The organism is Bordetella genomosp. 13 (assembly GCF_002119665.1).
Taxonomy (GTDB): Bacteria; Pseudomonadota; Gammaproteobacteria; order Burkholderiales; family Burkholderiaceae_B; genus Bordetella.
The window spans coordinates 5,176,087-5,196,846 of sequence record NZ_CP021111.1 but is presented as its reverse complement, the minus strand read 5'-3'; the positions used below and the strand labels follow the sequence as shown (position 1 = coordinate 5,196,846).

The 20,760-nt window shown below is 67.7% G+C and carries 16 protein-coding genes; 8 read left to right on the top strand and 8 right to left on the bottom strand.

The window, feature by feature from the left end:
* Positions 1-4: 4 nt before the first annotated feature.
* Positions 5-1,987 carry a protein-disulfide reductase DsbD gene (dsbD, locus tag CAL15_RS23450; protein WP_086080707.1) on the top strand — a complete coding sequence of 661 codons (1,983 nt, stop codon included), beginning with the start codon at positions 5-7 and terminating at the stop codon, positions 1,985-1,987.
* Between the two features lie 61 nt (positions 1,988-2,048).
* Here the strand turns inward: dsbD and hemB are convergent, their stop codons facing one another.
* Together hemB and yihA are read right to left on the bottom strand one after the other, a co-directional pair.
* Positions 2,049-3,059 (bottom strand): porphobilinogen synthase, encoded by a 1,011-nt coding sequence (hemB, locus tag CAL15_RS23445; RefSeq protein WP_086080706.1) that lies wholly within the window; start codon positions 3,057-3,059, stop codon positions 2,049-2,051.
* Positions 3,056-3,679, bottom strand: a complete 624-nt coding sequence (gene yihA, locus CAL15_RS23440; RefSeq protein ID WP_086081263.1) for a ribosome biogenesis GTP-binding protein YihA/YsxC — start codon at positions 3,677-3,679, stop codon at positions 3,056-3,058. The genes hemB and yihA overlap by 4 nt, the downstream gene beginning before the upstream one ends.
* A gap of 269 nt (positions 3,680-3,948) precedes the next feature.
* Between yihA and CAL15_RS23435 the strand changes: the two genes are divergently transcribed.
* The 3 genes from CAL15_RS23435 (at position 3,949) to ccsB (ending at position 8,204) form a co-directional block, all read left to right on the top strand.
* Positions 3,949-4,650 (top strand): c-type cytochrome, encoded by a 702-nt coding sequence (locus CAL15_RS23435; RefSeq protein WP_086080705.1) that lies wholly within the window; start codon positions 3,949-3,951, stop codon positions 4,648-4,650.
* A gap of 126 nt (positions 4,651-4,776) precedes the next feature.
* On the top strand, positions 4,777-6,858 hold the full coding sequence (locus CAL15_RS23430) for a cytochrome c biogenesis protein ResB (RefSeq protein ID WP_232468069.1): 2,082 nt from the start codon (positions 4,777-4,779) through the stop codon (positions 6,856-6,858).
* 8 nt (positions 6,859-6,866) lie between these two features.
* Positions 6,867-8,204: a c-type cytochrome biogenesis protein CcsB gene (gene ccsB, locus CAL15_RS23425; protein ID WP_086080704.1), complete on the top strand. Its 1,338-nt coding sequence runs from the start codon at positions 6,867-6,869 to the stop codon at positions 8,202-8,204.
* Between the two features lie 97 nt (positions 8,205-8,301).
* Here ccsB and lysA read toward each other — a convergent pair whose 3' ends face one another.
* Both lysA and lptM read right to left on the bottom strand, forming a co-directional pair.
* Entirely contained in the window at positions 8,302-9,597 is a 1,296-nt protein-coding gene (lysA, locus tag CAL15_RS23420; RefSeq protein WP_086080703.1) for a diaminopimelate decarboxylase, read from the bottom strand.
* A complete protein-coding gene (gene lptM, locus CAL15_RS23415; RefSeq protein WP_086080702.1) occupies positions 9,594-9,809 on the bottom strand; it encodes an LPS translocon maturation chaperone LptM in 216 nt (71 codons plus the stop codon). Before lptM ends, lysA begins: the two co-directional genes overlap by 4 nt.
* Before the next feature lie 31 nt (positions 9,810-9,840).
* Between lptM and cyaY the strand changes: the two genes are divergently transcribed.
* On the top strand, positions 9,841-10,170 hold the full coding sequence (gene cyaY, locus CAL15_RS23410; protein WP_086080701.1) for an iron donor protein CyaY: 330 nt from the start codon (positions 9,841-9,843) through the stop codon (positions 10,168-10,170).
* 30 nt (positions 10,171-10,200) lie between these two features.
* Here cyaY and CAL15_RS23405 read toward each other — a convergent pair whose 3' ends face one another.
* Positions 10,201-12,654, bottom strand: a complete 2,454-nt coding sequence (locus CAL15_RS23405) for a penicillin-binding protein 1A (protein ID WP_086080700.1) — start codon at positions 12,652-12,654, stop codon at positions 10,201-10,203.
* 114 nt (positions 12,655-12,768) lie between these two features.
* Here CAL15_RS23405 and CAL15_RS23400 point away from each other — a divergent pair, with 114 nt between their 5' ends.
* Genes CAL15_RS23400 through CAL15_RS23390 form a run of 3 tightly spaced genes read left to right on the top strand, consistent with a single transcriptional unit; the run spans position 12,769 to position 15,627 of the window.
* The gene (locus tag CAL15_RS23400; RefSeq protein WP_086080699.1) at positions 12,769-13,404 is read left to right on the top strand and encodes a shikimate kinase; all 636 of its coding nucleotides are present in this window, start codon (positions 12,769-12,771) and stop codon (positions 13,402-13,404) included.
* Complete coding sequence (gene aroB / locus CAL15_RS23395; RefSeq protein ID WP_086080698.1) at positions 13,401-14,480, top strand: 3-dehydroquinate synthase; 1,080 nt, start codon at positions 13,401-13,403, stop codon at positions 14,478-14,480. Before CAL15_RS23400 ends, aroB begins: the two co-directional genes overlap by 4 nt.
* A gap of 19 nt (positions 14,481-14,499) precedes the next feature.
* Positions 14,500-15,627: a deoxyguanosinetriphosphate triphosphohydrolase gene (locus CAL15_RS23390; RefSeq protein WP_086080697.1), complete on the top strand. Its 1,128-nt coding sequence runs from the start codon at positions 14,500-14,502 to the stop codon at positions 15,625-15,627.
* Positions 15,628-15,864: 237 nt separating this feature from the next.
* Here CAL15_RS23390 and CAL15_RS23385 read toward each other — a convergent pair whose 3' ends face one another.
* The 3 genes from CAL15_RS23385 to uvrA all read right to left on the bottom strand — a co-directional run bounded on the left by CAL15_RS23385 (position 15,865) and on the right by uvrA (position 20,674).
* A complete protein-coding gene (locus CAL15_RS23385; RefSeq protein ID WP_086080696.1) occupies positions 15,865-16,932 on the bottom strand; it encodes a helix-turn-helix transcriptional regulator in 1,068 nt (355 codons plus the stop codon).
* Between the two features lie 177 nt (positions 16,933-17,109).
* Positions 17,110-17,769, bottom strand: a complete 660-nt coding sequence (locus CAL15_RS23380) for a glutathione S-transferase family protein (protein ID WP_086080695.1) — start codon at positions 17,767-17,769, stop codon at positions 17,110-17,112.
* Between the two features lie 55 nt (positions 17,770-17,824).
* Entirely contained in the window at positions 17,825-20,674 is a 2,850-nt protein-coding gene (uvrA, locus tag CAL15_RS23375; RefSeq protein ID WP_086080694.1) for an excinuclease ABC subunit UvrA, read from the bottom strand.
* Between the last annotated feature and the right edge of the window lie 86 nt (positions 20,675-20,760).

The window sequence follows — 20,760 nt, the reverse complement described above, 5'->3', positions numbered from 1 at the left end:
TTCCATGCGGCAGCAAGCAGCAGCGGCGTCATCCGGCAACCTTTGTTTCGCGTGTCTGCGGATGTGGGCGTTGGTGTGCCTGCTGGCACTGGGGGCGCTGCTGGCCTGCCGCGGCGCCGCCGCGGCCACCGAGGCCGACTTCCTGCCTCCCGAAGAGGCCTTTGCCTTCAGCGCCGTCATCACGGCGCCCGACACGCTCGAGCTGCGCTATCGCGTCGCGCCCGGCTACTACATGTACCGCGAACGCTTCGCGCTGTCCGCGCAGCCCGCCATACTCGGCGAGGCCGTCTATCCGCCGGGCGAAGTCAAATACGACCCCACGTTCGAGAAAGACATGGAGGTCTACCACCGTGACCTCGCCATCCGCGTGCCGTTGGCGGCGGGCGCAGGCGGCCCTGTCACCGTCACGGTCACCAGCCAGGGCTGCGCGGACGCTGGCCTGTGCTACCCGCCGGCCGACCACGTCGTACGGCTGGCTCCGCAAGGCGAGGGCTATGCCGTGGTCGCGCAGGGGCCGCAAGGCGCGCCGGGTCTAGAGGGCGCGCCGGGCCTCTCGCTGGGCGGCGGGGCGGGCGGTCTGGCGCTGCCGCAGGCCGCTCCAGGCGGGGCGTCCACCGCATCGTCGCCGGGCGGGCAGGGCGCCGCTGCCGGTCTGGGTTCGCTGCTGCAGGCCGGCGACGTGGGGCTGGCCGGGGCACTGGCCAATCTGGGGTGGCTCAAGACCGCGGGCGTATTCCTGCTGCTGGGCCTGCTGCTGGCGTTCACGCCGTGCGTGCTGCCCATGATTCCCATCCTGTCCTCGGTGGTGCTGGGCGGTGCGCAGCCGCCGTCGCGCTGGCGCGGCCTGGGCCTGGCGGCGGCCTATGTACTGGGCATGTCGGTGGTCTACACGGCGCTGGGCGTGGCCGCGGGCCTCAGCGGCGCCGGGCTCGCCGCCTGGCTGCAGACCCCCTGGATACTGAGCGTCTTCGCGCTGCTGCTGGCCTTGCTGGCGCTGGCCATGTTCGACGTCTTCACCTTCCAGGTGCCGGCCGGCATGCAGGCGCGCCTGGCCGAACGCTCCAATCGCATTCCAGGCGGCCGCGCCACGGGTGCGGTGCTGATGGGCGCGGTGTCGGCGCTCATCGTGGGACCCTGCGTGGCCGCGCCATTGGCCGGCGCGCTTCTGTACATCTCGCAGACGGGCGACGTGCTGCTGGGCGGCTCGGCCCTGTTCACGCTGGCCTGGGGCATGGGCGTGCCGCTGCTGTTGGTGGGCGCCTCGGCGGGTACGCTGCTGCCGCGCACCGGCCCGTGGATGGAAGGGGTGAAGCGCCTGTTCGGCATGCTGCTGCTGGCCACGGCGTGGTGGATGCTGATACCCGTGCTGCCCACCTGGGTGCAGATGCTGGGCTGGTCGTTCCTGGCCATCGTGGGGGCGGTGATGCTGCGCGCCTTCGATGCCTTGCCGGCCGGCGCGGGCGCGGGCCGCATGTTCGGCAAGGGGCTGGGCCTGCTGCTGGCGCTGGCGGCCACGGCCTGGCTGGTGGGGGCGGTCAGCGGCGGGCGCGACGTGCTGCAGCCGCTGGGCCACCTGGCCGCGGCGCGCGCGTCATCGGACGGCGCTGCGGCGAGCGTCCAGGCCGAGCGCGTGCGGTTCCAGCGCGTGCGCAGCAATGCCGAACTCGACGCGGTGCTGGCCCGCAGCACCCGTCCGGTCATGCTGGATTTCTATGCCGACTGGTGCGTGTCGTGCCGCGAGATGGAGCGCTTCACCTTCACCGATCCCGAGGTTGCCGCGCGCATGGCGGGCATGGAGCTGGTGCAGGCCGACGTCACGCAGAACAATGCCGACGACCGCGCGCTGCTCAAGCGTTTCCGCCTGTTCGGCCCGCCCGGCATCATGTTCTTCGCGCCCGGCGGGCGCGAGCTTACCGAGGTTCGGGTGGTGGGCTTCCAGGACGCGCGCCGCTTCGCCGCGACGCTGGATCAGGCGCTAGCCCGCTGAACGCTGAAGGGCGCGAACCTCGTGGCGCCTCGGCGCCGCGCCGGTCCCGCGCATCGGCGGTTCACGCCTGCAGCAACGTGGCCGCCTCGACGGCAAAGTACGTCAGGATGCCGTCCGCGCCGGCGCGCTTGAAGCCCAGCAGGGATTCCATCATCACCTTGTCGTGGTCCAGCCAGCCATTGGCCGAGGCGGCCTTGATCATCGCGTACTCGCCGCTGACCTGATAGGCGAAGGTGGGCACGCGGAAAGCGTCCTTCACGCGGCGCAGCACGTCCAGGTAGGGCATTCCGGGCTTGACCATCACCATGTCGGCGCCTTCCTGCAGGTCGGCAGCCACTTCGCGCAGGGCTTCGTCGATGTTGCCCGGATCCATCTGGTACGCCTGCTTGTTCGACTTGCCCAGGTTCGAAGCCGAGCCCACCGCGTCGCGGAACGGGCCGTAGAACGCGCTGGCGTACTTGGCCGAATACGCCATGATGCGGGTGTGAATGTGCTGCGCGTCTTCGAGCGCCTGGCGGATGGCGCCGATGCGGCCGTCCATCATGTCGCTGGGGGCGACGATGTCCACGCCGGCATGCGATTGCACCAGCGCCTGGCGGATCAGGATCTCGACGGTGGGCTCGTTCAGCACGTAGCCCTGCTCGTCGATCAGGCCGTCCTGGCCGTGGCTGGTGTAGGGGTCCAGCGCCACGTCGGTCAGCACGCCCAGTTCCGGAAAACGCTGCTTGATCTGCGCGACCACGCGCGGGATGAGCCCGTCGGGGTTGGTGGCCTCGATGCCGTCGGGCGTCTTCAGCGCGGGATCGATCACCGGGAACAGCGCCAGCACCGGGATGCCGAGCTTCACGCAGCGTTCGGCCACCGGCAGCAGCGTGTCGGGCGAATAACGAACGACGCCGGGCAGCGAACCCACGGGCTGCTGCAGGCCCCGCCCCTCGGCCACGAACACCGGATAGATCAGGTCATTGACGGTAAGGGCGTTCTCGCGCACCAGCCGGCGCGTGAAGTCGTCGCGGCGCAGGCGGCGCGGGCGCGAGGCGGGAAAGGCGGGCGAGATGATGTGCGGATTCATGGTACGACCTTCGGAGATATCCAGTTCTCGATCGCTTCGGTGGCTTCTTCGAGGCCGATGCGCTCGGTGGCGGAGAACGGCACGGTGTGCAGCGCGCCGATGTCGGCAAGCTCTTTGCGCACGGTCTGCACGGCGCGTATGCGCTGGCCATACGGCAGCTTGTCGGCCTTCGTAAGCAGTGCCAGCACGGGCCTGCCGGTGGGGGCGATGAAGTCGGCCAGCCGGCGGTCCAGCGTGGTGACGCCGCGGCGGATGTCGATGAGCAGCACGATGCCGACCAGCGAGGCGCGGTCGCGCAGATAGCCGCCCAGGATGTCGGCCCATTGTTCTTTCTCGCGGTGAGCCACCGACGCATAGCCGTAGCCGGGCAGGTCGACCAGGAAGCCGAGCTGTTCGCCTGGCGTGACGGGATCGGGCAGGCCGAACAGGTTGATCAGGCGGGTGCGGCCGGGCGTCTTGCTGGAGAAGGCCAGCCGGCGCTGGTTGCACAGCACATTGATGGACGAGGACTTGCCGGCATTGGACCGGCCGACGAAACAGACCTCGGGCGCCCCTGGGGGCGGCAGCTGGTCGAGCCGGGCCGCTGAGATGTAGAACGAGGCGCGATGCAGAAGGGACACGGGGAAGGCCAGGACGGTTGATTGCAATCCCTATTGTATAATCCGGCGTTTGCAACAGTGGTCCCCGCGCGAGGGACCGGCAAATTCGTCCGCGATTCTGATCAAAAACAAGGACACGGGCGGGGAGGCCGGAGACAATACGTAAAGCCATTCGATTGGCCCGCGGCCAATCGCGTGGAATACGCTATGTGCTAGCAGCATGCGTGCGGGCAGGCATGAGGTGCGGTATTCATCGCGCCTTGATCGATACCGATCGTCGAGGTTTACACATGAAGCATGTGCTGTCCCGGATGTTGGTAGCAAGCGGACTGTTGCTGGCCGTGTCCGCGTTCAATGTCAGTCACGCCGCCGAAGCGGCCGCTGGGCCCGCCAAGCCCGATGCCGCCAAGGGCGAACAACTGTTCACCCAGGGCGACGCCTCGCGGGGCATCATCGCCTGTGTCACCTGTCATGGGCCGGCAGGCAACAGCTCCATACCGGCCAATCCCAACCTCGCCGCGCAGCCGCACGAGTACCTCGTCAAGCAGCTCACCGATTTCAAGCCCAAGGACGGCGCCTCGGCGCCCGCGCGCAACGGCCCGGGCGGCAATCCCACGCCCATGACGCCGCTGGTGCTCTCCATGACGCCGCAGGACATGCAGAACGTGGCCCTGTACCTGTCGCAGCAGTCGCTCAAGCAGCCCGCCACGGCCGGCCAGAAAGACCTGGTCGACCTGGGCCGCAAGATCTGGCGCGGCGGCCTGCCCGACCGCGGCGTGCCTGCCTGCGCGGCCTGCCATGCCGCCAATGGCGCCGGCATACCCAGCCAGTATCCGCGCCTGTCCGGACAGTTCCCCGCGTACCTCGAAGAACAGCTCAAGCTGTTCCGCAGCCGCGAACGCAACAACAGCGCGCCCATGCACGAGATCGCCAACCGCATGACGGATGCCGACATCAAGGCGGTGGCCGATTACGCGGCAGGCCTGCGCTAACATGACGGCTGCCGGCACCGCCCGTCGGGCGCCGTCGCCGCCGTCGACACACTCGCGTGCGGAACCCGTTTCCGCAATGCGTTGTCCATAAAGGGGAGCCGCGCCGCCGCGGTTCCCCTTTTTCACATGAATCCATCCGCTTCCCGATCCCGCCCGTCGCTGCGCAGCCTGCCCGGCGAACTCATCGAGCTGCTCAGCTCGATGCGTTTCGCCGTCAGCCTGCTGATGTTCATCTGCGTGGCCAGCGTGATCGGCACGGTGCTGGCGCAGAACCGGGCGTCCAACAACTACGTCGACCAGTTCGGGCCGTTCTGGTTCGAGGTGTTCGACAAGTTCTCCATCTGGCACGTCTACAACAGCTGGTGGTTCCTGCTGATCATGGCGTTCCTGGTGGTGTCCACTTCGATCTGCCTGGTGCGCAATGCGCCCAAGATGCTGCGCGAGGCCCGCTCGTTCCGAGAGCACGTGCGCGCCAGCAGCCTGCGCTCTTTCCCGCATCGCGTGGAAACGGTGCAGCCCATGCCGGTGGAGCAGACCGCCGCGGGCGCGCGCGCCGTGCTGGAACAGCTGGGCTATGCCGTGCGCGAGCGGCGCGACGGCGAGGGCGTGATGCTGGCGGCCAAGAAGGGCAGCGCCAATCGCCTGGGCTACATCTTCGCGCATGCCGCCATGGTCATCATCTGCATCGGCGGGCTGCTCGATAGCGAACTGGCCGTTCGCCTGCAGGTGATGCTGGGCGGCAAGCAGCCCATCGTGGACAACATGCTCATCGCCGACGTGCCTCCCAGCGGGCGCCTGTCGGTCGACAATCCCAGCTTCCGCGCCAGCGTGCTGGTGCCCGAGGGGGGTCAGGTCGGCACCGCGGTCATCATGGTGGGCGACGGCGCACTGGTGCAGCCGCTGCCGTTCTCGCTGCGCCTGAAGAAGTTCATCGTCGATTACTACTCCACCGGCATGCCCAGCCGCTTCGCCAGCGAGGTCGAGGTGGTGGACCCGGAAAACGGCCACACCTTCGACGCCACCATCGAGGTCAACGAACCGCTGCGCTACAAGGGCGTCACCGTGTACCAGTCCAGCTTCGACGACGGCGGCAGCAGCGTGCAACTGACCGGTTATCCGCTGGCGGGCGCCGACGGCGGCACCTTCAAGGTGGACGGCACAGTGGGCAAGCAGTCCGAGGTGACGGCCACCGGCGCACAGGGCAAGCCCTATTCCATGCAGCTGGACATCACGGCGCTGCGGCCCATCAACGTCGAAGACCTGTCCGGCGGAAGGCCCGAGGACTCGCCCGCGCTGACGCTGGGCGAGCATGTGGCCTCGGTGGCCGGCAGCGCGGCCGGCAAGAAGAACGAGAACCTGCGCAACGTCGGACCCAGCGTCGAGTACCGCCTGATCGACCAGGCCGGACAGGCCCACGAATTCCGCAATTACATGCTGCCCGTCACGCTGGACGGCGCGCAGGTGCTGCTGGCGGGCGTGCGCAACAACGCGGGCGAGCCCTTCCGCTATGTGCGCATTCCGGTGGACGAGAACGGGTCGGTGGACGAGTTCATGCGCCTGCGCGCGCTGCTGAACGATCCCGCGGCGCGGCGCGAGGCTGCCCTGCGTTTCGCGCAGCGCAGCGCGCCGGCGGGCACCGACCTCACGCCGCTGCAGACCGCGGCCGAGCGCGCGCTGGAAACCTTTGCCGGCGGCGGCCTGCAGGCCATCGCGGACTTCCTGCAGGCCAACACGCCGCCCGGCGAACTCGAGCGCGCCGCCGACGTGGTGGTGCGCCTGCTGGGCGCCAGCGTGGCCGAGCTGCGCAGCCTCGAGCGCCAGCGTTCCAATCTTGCCCCGCTGTCCGAGGACGAAGCCGCCGCGCAATGGTCGCGCCTGGCGGTGGCCGCGCTGTCGGATCTCACCATGTACCCGGCGCCGGCCTTCTTCGCGCTGAGCGACTTCAAGCATGTGCAGGCCAGCGTCTTCCAAGTAAGCCGCACGCCGGGCAAGACCACCGTCTACCTGGGCTGCCTGTTGCTGATCCTCGGCATCTTCACCATGTTCTACGTGCGCGACCGGCGCGTCTGGGCATGGGTGCATCCCGCGGCCCACGGCGGCGGCAGCGACATCCTGGCGGCCATGACTTCGCAAAAGCGTACACTCGATTTCAACCAGGAATTCGAGCGCCTGCGGCAGGCGCTGGCACCGCAGCCACCCAGATCCTGAGGTTCCCCATGTCCACCACCACGACCCCGCCGTCCCAGCCCCCCTGGCCGCACATCGTCTCGGCCACCGGCGACAGCCGCGCCCGCCGCGGCCGGCCCGACTGGACCGATGCGGTCTTCTTCCTGCTGCTGGCCGTGGGCGCCGGCTACGCGTTGAGCCGCTACGGCCACGCGATGGACTACTACGAGGAAATCATCCTGTGCGGCCTGGTGCCGTCGCTGGTGTGGCTGGGCTGGCTGTGGCGGCCGCTGCGCGTGCTGATGCTCGCCTGTGCGCTGGCGGTCGGCCTGGCGCTGACGCTGTACCAGAACGACCTGGCGCGGGCCGAACAGGTGTTCTTCCTGAAGTACCTGTTCTCGTCGCAATCGGCGGTGCTGTGGATGTGCGCGCTGTTCATGCTGGCCACCGTCTGCTACTGGGGCGGCATCGTCAGCCCCACCAGCGCGTGGCTGGGCACGGCGCTTACCTGGGGCGCCGTCTTCGCCGGCACCACCGGCATGCTGGTGCGCTGGCGCGAAAGCCATCTGATGGGGCCCGACCTGGGCCATATCCCCGTCAGCAACCTGTACGAAGTGTTCGTGCTGTTCGCGCTGGTCACCGCGCTGTTCTACCTGTACTACGAACGCAAGTACGCCACGCGTGCGTTGGGCGGCTTCGTCTTGCTGGTGATCTCGTCGGCCATCGTGTTCCTGCTGTGGTATTCGTTCACGCGCGACGCCGGGCAGATCCAGCCGCTGGTGCCGGCACTGAAAAGCTGGTGGATGAAGCTGCACGTGCCGGCCAATTTCATCGGCTATGGCACGTTCTCGCTGGCCGCCATGGTGGGCTTCGCGTATCTGGTGAAGCAGCACGGGCAGACCGCCTCGTGGGCCAGGTTGGCGCCGCTGTTCATCCTGGGCGTGCTGCTGTGCGCCGAACCCATGGTGTTTCGCACCGAGGGCCTGTCGGCCACGTGGATGATCTATGGCGGCGTGGGCGCCGTCATCACCGGCTGCATCCTGGCCGCGCGGCGCCGCATCGCGCAGGCGCTGCCCTCGCTCGAGGTGCTGGACGACATCATGTACCGCGCCATCGCGGTGGGCTTCGCGTTCTTCACCGTGGCCACCGTGCTGGGGGCGCTATGGGCTGCCGATGCCTGGGGCGCCTACTGGCAGTGGGATCCCAAGGAAACCTGGGCGCTGATCGTCTGGCTGAACTACGCCGCCTGGCTGCACATGCGCCTGATCAAGGGCCTGCGCGGAGCCATGGCGGCGTACTGGGCGCTGGTGGGACTGCTGATCACCGGGTTCGCCTTCCTGGGGGTCAACATGTTCCTGTCGGGGCTGCATTCGTACGGCGAGCTCTGAGCCGTCGACGAAGGTTGCTGCGGCGCTGCTACCGCCCTCACATTTGCGCCATGCAATCGTGCATGGCGGGAATTGAACCCGCGTCCTTATGCCTTGCTCAAGGCAGCGTGGATTCGCCCCGGATCAGGTCCGCCAGCGTTTCGCGCTGCCGCACCACGTAGTACTTGTCGCCATCCACCATCACCTCGGCCGGGCGGCCGCGCGAGTTGTAGTTGCTGGCCATGACCATGCCGTAGGCGCCGGCCGATTCCAGCGCCAGCACGTCGCCTTCCTGCACCGACAACCGGCGCTGGCGCGCCAGCCAGTCGCCGCTTTCGCATACGGGGCCGACCACGTCGTACTCTTGTTCATCGCCCTGGCGCGGCCGCACCGCGCGCAGGCCGTGATAGGCCTCGTACAGCGAGGGGCGCAGCAGGTCGTTCATGGCCGCGTCCACGATGGCGAAGTTGCGGGCCTCGGCGTGCTTCAGGTATTGCACCGTGGTCAGCAGCAGGCCGGCATTGCCCACGAGCGACCGGCCGGGCTCGAGCACCAGGTGCAGGTGGCCCAGGCCGCGCGCCTGCAGGCGGGCGAACACGCCGTCCAGCAGCGCCTTGGGCGAGGGCGGAATCTCGTCGGTATAGCGGATGCCCAGGCCGCCGCCCAGGTCGAGGTGCGAAATCGTGATGCCTTCCTCGGCCAGCTGGCTGATCAGGTCCAGCAGCTTTTCCAAGGCATCGAAGTAGGGGCTGATGTCGGTAAGCTGCGAGCCGATGTGGCAGTCGACGCCGACCACTTCCAGGCCGGGCAGCGAGGCGGCCAGCCTGTAGGCGTCCAGCGCCGACTCGATGGCGATGCCGAACTTGTTTTCCTTCAGGCCGGTGGAGATGTACGGGTGCGTCTGCGCGTCCACGTCGGGATTCACGCGCAGCGACACGCGCGCGGTCTGGCCCATTTCGTGCGCCACCTGCGACAGGCGGCGCAGTTCGGCCTGCGATTCGACGTTGAAGCACATGACGCCCGCCTCGATGGCGGCACGCATCTCCCAGGCCTGCTTGCCCACGCCCGAGAACACCACGCGGGAGGGATCGCCGCCCACGGCCAGCACGCGCTGCAGCTCGCCGCCCGACACAATGTCGAAGCCCGCGCCGAGCCGCGCGAATTCTTTCAGCACCGCCAGGTTGGAATTGGCCTTCATGCCGAAGCAGACCAGCACGGGGCGATCGCCGATGGCGTCGCGATACGAGCCCAGCGCGGCGGCCAGCGCGGCGCGCGAGTACACGTACAGCGGGGTGCCCAGTTCGGCGGCCAGCTTGTCCAGCGCCACGCCTTCTGCGTGCAGCACGCCGTCGCGGTAATGAAAATGCGGATGACCGGCCAGTTCGGGCCGGGTCGTGGAGGCGGGGGCGTTCATCGGGGCAGGGTGCTGGGAGAGGGAAGCTGGGGCGAATTGCGGATGCCGGGCTGGGTGGGCGGCTGCGGCGCGGTGCGCGCGTCGGAGGCCGACTGGCCTTCGGCGGGCGGCAGGTACAGCGGCCCCTTGAAGCCGCACGCGGCCAGCAAACTGGCGGCGGCCAGCGTGGCTACAATGCGTAGAACCGTGCGGCTGCGGGCCGGATGGGACACAGGCAACTCCGTAAATCGTGCAGATGGAATTATGACCGAAACCGAATTTCTTGCGTTGATCGACCAGGTGCTGGACAGCATCGAGAGCCAGGCTGACGACTGGACGGCTTCGCTGGACGTGGACGTCGAGGCCAGCCGCAGCGGCAACGTGCTGACGCTGGTGTTCGAGGACGGCACGCACGTTGTCGTCAATTCGCAGGCTGCCATGCAGGAACTCTGGGTGGCCGCGCGCACCGGCGGTTTCCATTACCGCTACGACGGCCAGCACTGGAAGGACACCCGCGGCGGCCCCGACCTGCCCGAGGCGCTGTCGCAGATCTGTTCCGAAGCGGCGGGCCAGCCGGTGACGGTGCGCGTATAAACACAGGGCCGCCCGAGGCGGCCCTTTGCATCAGAACGGGATGTCCTGCGACCAGGTCTGGTTGCCGCGCGTGCCCACGCCCGGCGCGGCACGGATCTCGGGCTCGCGCAGGCCGTTCAGGAAGTCGCCCAGCGAGTCGCTCTGCTGCGTCGTCGTGGGCGAGGCGCCCAGCCCCAGCGAGGCCACGGCCTGGCCCGGCGGATACTCGGCGAAGTAGTACTCGCCGCCTTCGACCAGCAGGCCTTCGGGACGATTGCGCTCTTTGTTCTCGGGCACGCCCTTCAGCATTTCCTGCATGTATTCCAGCCAGATGGGCATGGCCACGCCGCCGCCCGTCTCGCGCGAACCCAGCGAGCGCGGCTGGTCATAGCCCAGCCACGCCGTGCCCACCAGCGTGGGCGTATATCCCGAGAACCACGCGTCCACCGATTCGTTGGTGGTGCCCGTCTTGCCGGCCACGTCGCCGCGCTTGAGCGTGGCGCGCGCGCGCGCCGCCGTGCCGCTGGTGGCCACGCCGCGCAGCATGTCGTCCACCACGAAGGCCGTGCGCGGATCGATGGCGCGCACCGAGGCGTCGCCCGCGACCGGCGGCTTGGACTGCATCAGGATCTTGCCCGAGCTGTCGGTGACGCGCTCGATCAGGTAGGGCGTGATGCGATAGCCGCCGTTGGCGAACACCGCGTAGGCGCCGGCCAGCTGCAGCGGCGTGACCGAGCCCGCGCCCAGCGCCAGCGGCAGCACCGCCGGCTGGCGGCTCTTGTCGAAGCCGAAGCGGGTCAGGTAGTCCTGCGCGTACTGCGGGCCGATGGCCTGCAGGATGCGGATCGACACCATGTTCTTGGACTTGTACAGCGCCTGCCGCATGGTCAGCATGGGCTCGTACTGGTTGCCGTAGTTCTTCGGATGCCAGGCCTTCGAGCCGGTCTGCGCGGCGCTGAGTTCGAAGGGCTGGTCGGAGATCTGCGTGCTGGGCGTCAGGCCGCGTTCGAGCGAGGCGGCGTAGATGAAGGGCTTGATGTTCGAGCCCGGCTGGCGCCATGCCTGCGTGACGCGGTTGAAATTGCCGCGGAAGAAATCGAAGCCGCCCACCAGCGAGCGGATCGCGCCGTCCTGCGGCACCATGGACACGAAGGCCGCCTGCACGCCCGGGAAGTTGATCACTTCCCAGTACTCGCCGTTCTTGTGCACGTAGACCACCGAGCCGCGCTTGATGCGGATATCGGCCTTGGCCTTGTCGCCCAGCGCGCGCGCCACGATGCCCAGCGCCTTCTTGTCGTTGACGGTGATGATCTCGCGTGAACTGCGCGCCACCTTGATCTCGGTGGGACTGGCCGACAGCACCACGCCGGTCAGCAGGTCGGCGCTGTCGCTGTACTTGTCGAACACGCCGTCCAGGAACTCGTCGAGCGCCTGCGGGTCGTTCTCGATGCCGGCAGGCAGGTCGAGCTGGTCTTCGGGACCGGGATAGGGCGCGCGGCGCGTGTACTCGAGCACGCCGTCGCGCACCGCGTTGTAGGCCACTTCCTGGTCCTTGGACATCACCGTGGTGTACACGTTGATGCCGCGCGAGTACAGGTTGTCCTGGTACACGTTGTACAGCAGCTGGCGGGCCAGCTCGGCCACGTACTCGCCGTGGATGCCGTAGGTGCCGCCGGCCGTGGGGTCCATGGACTTGAGCACCAGCTGCTGCGCCGATGCTTCCTTGTACTCGGCCTCGGTCAGGTAGCCCAGCGAATACATGCGGCCCAGCACGTAGCGCTGGCGCAGTTCGGCGCGGGGGCGGTTGGACAGCGGATTGAAGCGCGACGGAGCCTTGGGGATGCCGGCCAGCATGGCCGCCTCGGCCGGCGTGACCTGCGACAGCGGCTTGCCGAAGTACGTGCGCGACGCCGCGGCGAAGCCATACGCGCGATGCCCCAGGTAGATCTGGTTCATGTACAGCTCGAGGATCTGGTCCTTGGTGAGCTGCGATTCGATCTTGAAGGTGAGCAGCAGTTCGTAGAACTTGCGCGAATAGGTCTTCTCTGACGACAGGTAGAAGTTGCGCGCCACCTGCATCGTGATCGTGCTGGCGCCCTGCGTCTTCGACATGTTGATGATGTTGGTGAGGCCGGCGCGGATCACGCCCGCCCAGTCGATGCCGCCGTGCTGGTAGAAGCGGTCGTCTTCCGCGGCCAGCACCGCCGACTTCATCACGTCGGGAATCTCGTTGAAGCGCAGCACGTTGCGGCGCTCTTCGCCGAACTCGCCGATGAGCACGCGGTCGGCCGTGTAGACGCGCAGCGGCACGCGCGGCCGGTAATCGGTCATGGCGTGCAGGTCGGGCAGGTTGGGCCAGGCCAGGGCCAGAGCCATGCCGGCCAGCAGCACGCCGCACAGCGCCAGGCCGCCCAGCAGAATGCCGGTCTTGACGAAAAACCGCAAAATCGGCGAGCCGCCGTGGGCGGGCTGGTCCTGCTTCGAAGAATTCTGGCGCTTGCTCATCGCGGCGATTTTACGGTTATCTCTTTTAGACTCTCAGACCTGCTCACCGGTTTCTGTAACAAAATAGTTCCGGTGTGGTAAGCGGGCAACTGGCGGCAATGGGATAATGCCGCCATGAATGTTTTTGCGAACTCCTGCGCGTCCACGGACGACGTCGGCCCGACAGACGCCCCGTGCGCGGATGCGCGCGCGACGCCCTGCGCCGCGCAGACCGCCAGCCTGCCGTATGACCTGCCCATTTTCCTGGTGGGCATGATGGGCGCGGGCAAGACCACCATAGGGCGTGGCCTGGCGCGCACGTTGGGCCGCGAATTCGTCGACCTGGATCATGAGCTGGAATCGCGCTGCGGCGTGAGGGTCCCGGTGATATTCGAGATCGAGGGTGAGACCGGTTTTCGCCGGCGCGAGGCGAATGCGCTGCAAGAGTGTACTCAACGCCGGGCCATCGTACTTGCCACGGGTGGCGGCGCCATCCTGTCTGAAGAAAACCGGCGCCTGCTGCGCGAGCGCGGTGTGGTGGTGTATTTGCGCGCCAGCGTTGACGAACTCTACCGCCGGACGTGCCGCGACCGCAACCGGCCGCTGCTGGCCACCGCCGATCCGCGCGGCACGCTGCGCCAGCTGCTTACCCTGCGCGAGCCGCTATACCAAGAGGCGGCGCACCTGGTCGTCGACACCGGCTGCACGCCGGTCGCAAACCTGGTGAAGTCGCTCATTCCCAAGCTGCAAGCCTACGAGGCCCAACAATGACCGTGGTCGTCGACGTCGACACTCCCGGCGGGCGCTATCCCATCCACATCGGGCCGGGCCGGCTCGACAGCCTGGACGCCTGCATTCCCGCCGACGCCACCTCCATCGTCGTCGTCACCAATCCCGTCGTGGGTGAACTCTACGGCGCGCGCGCCGTGGCCGCGCTGCAGCGTACGGGCAAGCGCGTGCTTCGCATCGACCTGCCCGACGGCGAGGCGCACAAAGACTGGCAGACGCTGAACCTGATCTTCGACGGCCTGCTCGAGAACCGCTGCGACCGACGCGCCGTGCTGGTGGCGCTGGGCGGCGGCGTCATCGGCGACATGACGGGGTTTGCCGCGGCCGTGTACATGCGCGGAATCCGCTTCGTGCAGGTGCCCACCACGGTGCTGGCGCAGGTCGATTCGTCGGTGGGCGGCAAGACCGCCGTCAACCATCCGCTGGGCAAGAACATGATCGGCGCGTTCCACCAGCCCATCGCGGTGGAGATCGACACCGACGTGCTGCGCACGCTGCCCGCCCGCGAGATATCGGCCGGGCTGGCCGAGGTCATCAAGTATGGGCTGATCCTCGACCCCGAATTCTGGCAATGGTGCGAGGCCCATGCCGCGGCGCTGCGCGCGCTCGACCGCGACGCGCTGGCCCATGCCATCCGCCGCTCGTGCGAGCTGAAGGCGCAGGTGGTGGGCAAGGACGAGCGCGAGTCCGGCCTGCGCGCCATTCTCAACCTGGGCCACACGTTCGGCCACGCCATCGAGTCGGGCCTGGGCTATGGCGTATGGCTGCACGGCGAGGCCGTGGGATGCGGCATGGTGCAGGCCGCCGAGCTGTCCGCGCTGGTCACCGGTTTTCCGCGGGCCGACGTGGATCGCGTGCGCAAGCTGGTGGCCGCCATCGGATGTCCCGTCACCGCGCCCGACCTGGGCGCCGAGCGCTGGCTGTCGCTGATGCAGGTCGACAAGAAGGCCGAAGGCGGCGAGATCAAATTCGTGCTGATGCCGCGCATCGGGCAGGCCGTAAGCCGCACGGCGCCGGACGATGCCGTGCGCGACGTGTTGAAGCGCACCGTCGCATGACCCCGAGGCGAGATTGCCGATGACACCACTGGCCGTCTACGCTTGTCACCCCGATCGAACCCGCGGCCGCGCGCACGCCGAGCCGCCGGCCACCAACCGCACCGAGTTCCAGCGCGACCGCGATCGCATCGTGCACTGCACGGCGTTCCGCCGCCTGGAGTACAAGACGCAGGTCTTCGTCAATCACGAAGGCGACCTGTTCCGCACCCGTCTCACCCATAGCCTGGAAGTGGCGCAGATCGCGCGCACGCTGGCGCGCAACCTGGGCCTGTCCGAAGACCTTACCGAAGCCATCGCGCTGGCGCATGACCTGGGCCATACGCCTTTCGGCCACGCCGGGCAGGACGAGCTGAATGCCTGCATGCACGAACTGGCGCCGCAGGCCGGCGGCTTCGAGCACAACCTGCAAAGCCTGCGCGTAGTCGATGAGCTCGAAGAGCGCTACGCGGAGTTCAACGGCCTGAACCTGTGCTTCGAAACCCGCGAAGGCATACTGAAGCACTGCTCGGCGGCGCACGCGCGCCAGCTGGGCGATGTGGGCCTGCGCTTCCTGGAACGCACCCAGCCTTCGCTCGAGGCCCAGGTGGCCAATCTGGCAGACGAGGTGGCCTACAACAACCACGACATCGACGACGGCCTGCGCTCGGGGCTGATCACGCTGGAGCAGATGCAGCAGGTCGCCATCTTCGCGCGCCATCATGCCGAAGTGATGCGCCTGCATCCGGGCATTCCCTCGCGCCGCGCCATCGCCGAAACCATACGGCGGATGATCAACACGCTCATCACCGACCTTACCGCCACCACGCTGGCACGCGTGCGACAGCACGCACCCGACAGCGCGGATGCCGTGCGCCAGGCGCCCGCGTTGGCGGGCTTTTCAGACGAGGTGCGGCAGGAAGCCGACGAGCTCAAGCGCTTCCTCTTCCACAACCTGTACCGCCACTATCAGGTGGTGCGCATGACCACGAAGGCGCGCCGCATCGTGCGTGACATGTATGGCGCGTTCCTCGACGATCCTCGCCTGTTGCCGCCCGATTACCGCCGCGACGACGCCACGGCGCAGGCGCGCGCCATCGCCGACTACATCGCCGGAATGACCGATCGCTATGCCATCCGCGAGCATCGTCGGCTATTCGACATGAGCTGATAGTGTTGACAGACCTATCCCCCAAACGGGGGATGCGGATGTAGGACCAACCGAATAAGATCACCGGGCACATTCGCCGTGCTTGCCCGCCCACCGGAATGCCAAATGGGGCACCATGGTACTTCCGGTCGGGCGGGGCCTTTTCTGCCCATCCCTACGTCCTACATCGATCGAGTGATTGCTCGCCGACGCGCTATGTGCGTTCTGCGATTGCGGTCGCTCCGCTGCTGCCCGGTCTCAGGCCGGACCTTGAAGCATCGAGGCCAGGCGCAGCAATTCGGCCTGCCGATGTGTTCCCGTCTTCTGCAGCATCGACTTCGTCTGCGAGCGCGCCGTCTCCATGGCGATGCCCAGTGTGGCCGCGGCCTGCGCCATGGGCTGTCCCAGCATCAGACAGTCCAGCAGGCGGCACTCGGCCTGGCTGAAATGGAACAGGTCTTTCAGCACGTCGTGCTGCACGGGCGTGTGCAGGCGCTCGGGGTGCACCACCACCAGCGCGATCGGGCCGTCAGGCAGGCCGTGCGCATGCGCGGCCGGCGCCGGCACCGCCACCACATAGCCGGCCTCGTCGCTCATGCGATAGCCGGCCGCGCGCGGCGCGCCGAGCGCGCCCGTGGCCGTGGCCAGCACCCGGTGCCATTCGGCGCAGCCGCGCAGCCGGTTGACGTGGCGCGCGTACCAATGCTGGGCGGTGTGGTTGGCGCCAAGCAGGCGGCCGCCGGGATCCAGCAACAGGATGGGGGTGGAGAAGGCCTCGAGCGCGGCGGAACTCCAGGCCACCTGCCGCTCCAGCGAGCGCAGCTTCAGCCGCAGCTCGATGGCGCGCTGCAGGTGGGGCACCAGGCGCTTGAGGTTTTCTTCGTGCTGGACGTCGAAGGCGCCGCGCTCGCGGTCGCGCTGGAACGACACCAGGTGCTCCATGCCTTCCTGGCGCACCGGAAACGCCATCATCAGCGAACCCACGCCGTGGCGGCGCAGGAAGTCGTTGTAGAACGGCGTATCGCGCATGGCCTCGGCGCTGTCGCGCTGGTCCAGGAAGGAGCCCCCGGTGGGGATGCGGTGCGACACCGCGTTGACGATGTCCTGCTCGTGGTAGTGGGCTTCGTACTCGTCGACCATGGCCGGGTCGTTGCCGACCACGTCGCTGACCAGGATGCGGCCCGTGCGCTGGTGGCGCGCCAGAATGGCCCCGCGCTCGGTATCCAGGGCGTGGGCGGTCAGTTGCAGGGCTTCCTGCCAGCGGCTGGCATCGGTCACGCCCTCGTAGAGAGCGCTGGCAATGCGTAACTCTTGATCATGATCCATGGGATCGCGGTTTACGGCGACGAGCCGGAACTTGTGATTCCGCCAGCCACCCGGGCCAATGCCAAAGCGCGCGGCCCGAGGCCGTGCGCCGGAATAGCCCATCTTATACCAGCCGTCATATTTCTGACGTACAGCTTAATTGCCGGTACTTTTGGCCTGCAGCCGTAATTTGCCGGATCAGCGCTGGGTGCGATAGGGCTCGTCGGCCGGCACGAAGGTGGCCTCGGCGCAGGCGTCGCGGGTCCATTCCTGCATGGCGGGCAGCGCCAGCACCGCGTCCATGTACTCGCGCACCGGGCCGGCCGCCGGCACGCCATACGTGACGAAGCGCGACACCACGGGGGCGTAGAAGGCATCGGTGATGCTGAACCGCCCGAACAGGAAGGGGCCGTCGCGGCCGAACTCGGCGCGCGTGTCCTGCCAGATGGCCTGGATGCGCGAGATGTCCTGCTGCGCCTCGGTGATGTCCACGCCGGGCAGCAGCGCTTCCACGTTCATCGGCAGCAGGTTGCGCAGCTGCGAAAAACCGCTGTGCATCTGCGCGGCCAGCGAGCGCGCGCGGGCCCGGGCGCGGGCATCGGCAGGCCACAGCTGCGCCTCGGGATGGCGTTCGGCCACGTATTCGCAGATGGCCAGCGAATCCCATACCGCGAAGCTGCCGTCCAGCAACACCGGCACCAGGCCGGCCGGCGTGACGCCGCCCAGCGTGCGGGCGAACTCATCGGTAAAAAGCCCCACCTTCTGCTCTTTGAAGGGGATGCCGCCGGCGCGCAGGGCCAGCCACGCGCGCAGCGACCAGGACGAGTAATTCTTGTTGCCGATGATCAGGGTGTACATGTCGGATCTCGCGAGCAAGCCGTGGGTCGGATCAGTGTACTGCGGGCCAAGCCCTTTATGTGCGCCGCAACACGCGCGCCAGATAGTGGCCGGTATGGCTGTCCGGGTTGTCCGCCACCTCTTCGGGCGTACCCTGCGCCACCACCCGTCCGCCGCCGTCGCCGCCTTCGGGCCCCATATCCACCAGCCAGTCCGCCGTCTTGATCACGTCCAGGTTGTGCTCGATGATCAGCACCGTATTGCCGCTGTCGACCAGCTGGTTCAGCACCTTCAACAGCAGTTCGATGTCGCGGAAGTGCAGGCCCGTGGTGGGTTCGTCCAGGATGTACAGCGTGCGGCCCGTGCTGCGCTTGGACAACTCCTGCGACAGCTTCACGCGCTGCGCCTCGCCGCCCGACAGGGTGGTGGCGCTTTGCCCCAGGCGGATATACGACAGGCCCACGTCCACCAGCGTGTGCAGCTTGCGCGCGATGGCGGGCACGGACTCGAAGTATTCCAGCGCCTGTTCCACCGTCAGGTCCAGCACCTCGCTGATGTTGCGGCCGCGATAGCGGATCTCCAGCGTCTCGCGGTTATATCGTTTGCCATGACAAACGTCGCACGGCACGTACATGTCGGGCAGGAAGTGCATCTCGACCTTGACCACGCCGTCGCCCTGGCACGCCTCGCAGCGGCCGCCCTTCACGTTGAAGCTGAAGCGGCCCGGATCGTATCCGCGCGCGCGGGCCTCGGGCACGCCCGCGAACAGTTCGCGGATGGGCGTGAACAGGCCCGTGTACGTGGCCGGGTTGCTGCGCGGCGTGCGGCCGATGGGGCTTTGGTCGACGTTGATGATCTTGTCGAAATGCTCCAGGCCCGTGATAGAGGCATACGGCGCCGGCTCGCCCTGCGCGTGATTCAGCTGGCGCGCCGCGGCCACCGCCAGCGTGTCGTTCACCACCGTCGACTTGCCCGAACCCGACACGCCCGTCACGCACACCAGCTTGCCCGCCGGCACGCGCAGCGTGACGTTCTTCAGGTTGTTGCCCGACGCGCCCGACAGCGTGAGCCACGGCTGGTCGTCGCCGAAGGCGCGGCGCTTGGGCACGTCGATGGCGCGCCGGCCGCTGAGATATTGGCCCGTGAGGGACTGATCGTCTTTCTCGATGGAGGCCGGCGTGCCCTGCGCCACCACCTGACCGCCGTGCTCGCCCGCGCCCGGGCCCATGTCCACCACCCAATCGGCCGAGCGAATCATGTCTTCGTCGTGCTCGACCACGATCACGCTGTTGCCCAGGTCGCGCAGGTGCTGCAGCGTGCCGATCAGGCGGTCGTTGTCGCGCTGGTGCAGGCCGATGGACGGTTCGTCCAGCACGTACATCACGCCCGTCAGGCCCGACCCGATCTGGCTGGCCAGCCGGATGCGCTGCGCCTCGCCGCCCGAAATGGTGTCGGCGCTGCGGTCCAGCGACAGATAGTTCAGCCCCACATTGTTCAGGAAGCTGAGCCGCGCCTCGATCTCGCGCACGATGCGCTGGGCGATTTCCTGCTTGGCGCCCGTCAGCGCCAGCGCGCGGAACCACTCCAGGCAGGCCGACAGCGGCATCGCCTCGACCTCGAAGATGGCCTGGCCGTGGCGTTCGCCGCCGCGAGGGTCATCGCCGATGAGCACGTGCCGCGCCTCGGCGCGCAGGCGCGAGCCCGCGCAATCGGGACAGGTCTTGATGTTGCGGTACTTGCCCAGTTCCTCGCGCACATTGGCCGAGTCCGTCTCGCGCCAGCGGCGTTCCAGGTTAGGGATGACGCCCTCGAACGGATGCCGCTTCACCGTGCTGCGGCCCTTCTCGTTGAGGTAGAAGAACTGGATCTCTTCCTCGCCCGAGCCGTGCAGCACTTTCTCGCGGATATCGTCCGGCAGGTTCTCGAACGGCGTGTCGATGTCGAAGCCGTAATGCGCCGCCAGGCTGGTCAGCAGCGTGTGCGTGAACGAGTTGCGGCGATCCCAGCCGCGGATCGCGCCCGCCGCCAGGCTGAGTTCGGGAAACGCCACCACGCGCTTGGGATCGAAGAATCCCACCTGGCCGATGCCGTCGCAGGTGGGGCAGGCGCCCATGGGATTGTTGAAGCTGAACAGCCGCGGCTCCAGCTCGGGCAGGCTGTGGCTGCACACCGGACAGGCATAGCGGCTTGAGAAAATCTGCTCGCGTCCGCTGTCCATGTCCAGCGCGATGGCGCGGCCGTCGGCCAGCTGCAGCGCCGTCTCGAAGCTTTCCGCCAGGCGCTGCTTGCTTTCCGGGCGGATGCGCAGGCGGTCGATCACCACGTCGATGTCGTGCTTCTCGGTCTTTTTCAGCGCGGGCATGGCGTCGATTTCGACCATCTGCCCGTCCACGCGCAGCCGCACATAGCCCTGCGCCTGCAGGCTGGCGCACTCGTCCTCGAAACTGCCCTTGCGGGCGCGGGCGATGGGCGCCAGCACCGCCAGGCGTGTTTCCGCAGCCCAGGCCAGGACACCGTCCACCATCTGGCTGACGTTCTGCGCCTGCAGCGGCAGGCCGTGATCGGGGCAATAGGGCGTGCCCACCCGCGCGTACAGCAGGCGCAGGTAGTCGTGGATTTCGGTGATCGTGCCGACCGTGGAACGCGGATTGTGGCTGGACGCCTTCTGTTCGATGGAGATCGCGGGCGATAGGCCCTCGATCAGGTCCACATCGGGCTTGTCCATCAGCTGGAGGAACTGGCGCGCGTAAGCCGACAGGCTTTCCACATAGCGGCGCTGGCCCTCGGCATAAAGGGTGTCGAATGCCAGCGAGGACTTGCCCGATCCGGACAGGCCCGTCACGACCACCAGCTGGTGGCGCGGCAGGTCCAGCGATACGTTCTTCAGGTTGTGGGTGCGCGCACCCCTTATTCGAATCGCATCCATCGGCATCCTGGGCGGATTAAGCAGTTTCAAAGGCCAACTTGGTACTATAGCGCGCCGAACCTTCGCGCGTTCGGACGTCATCCCGC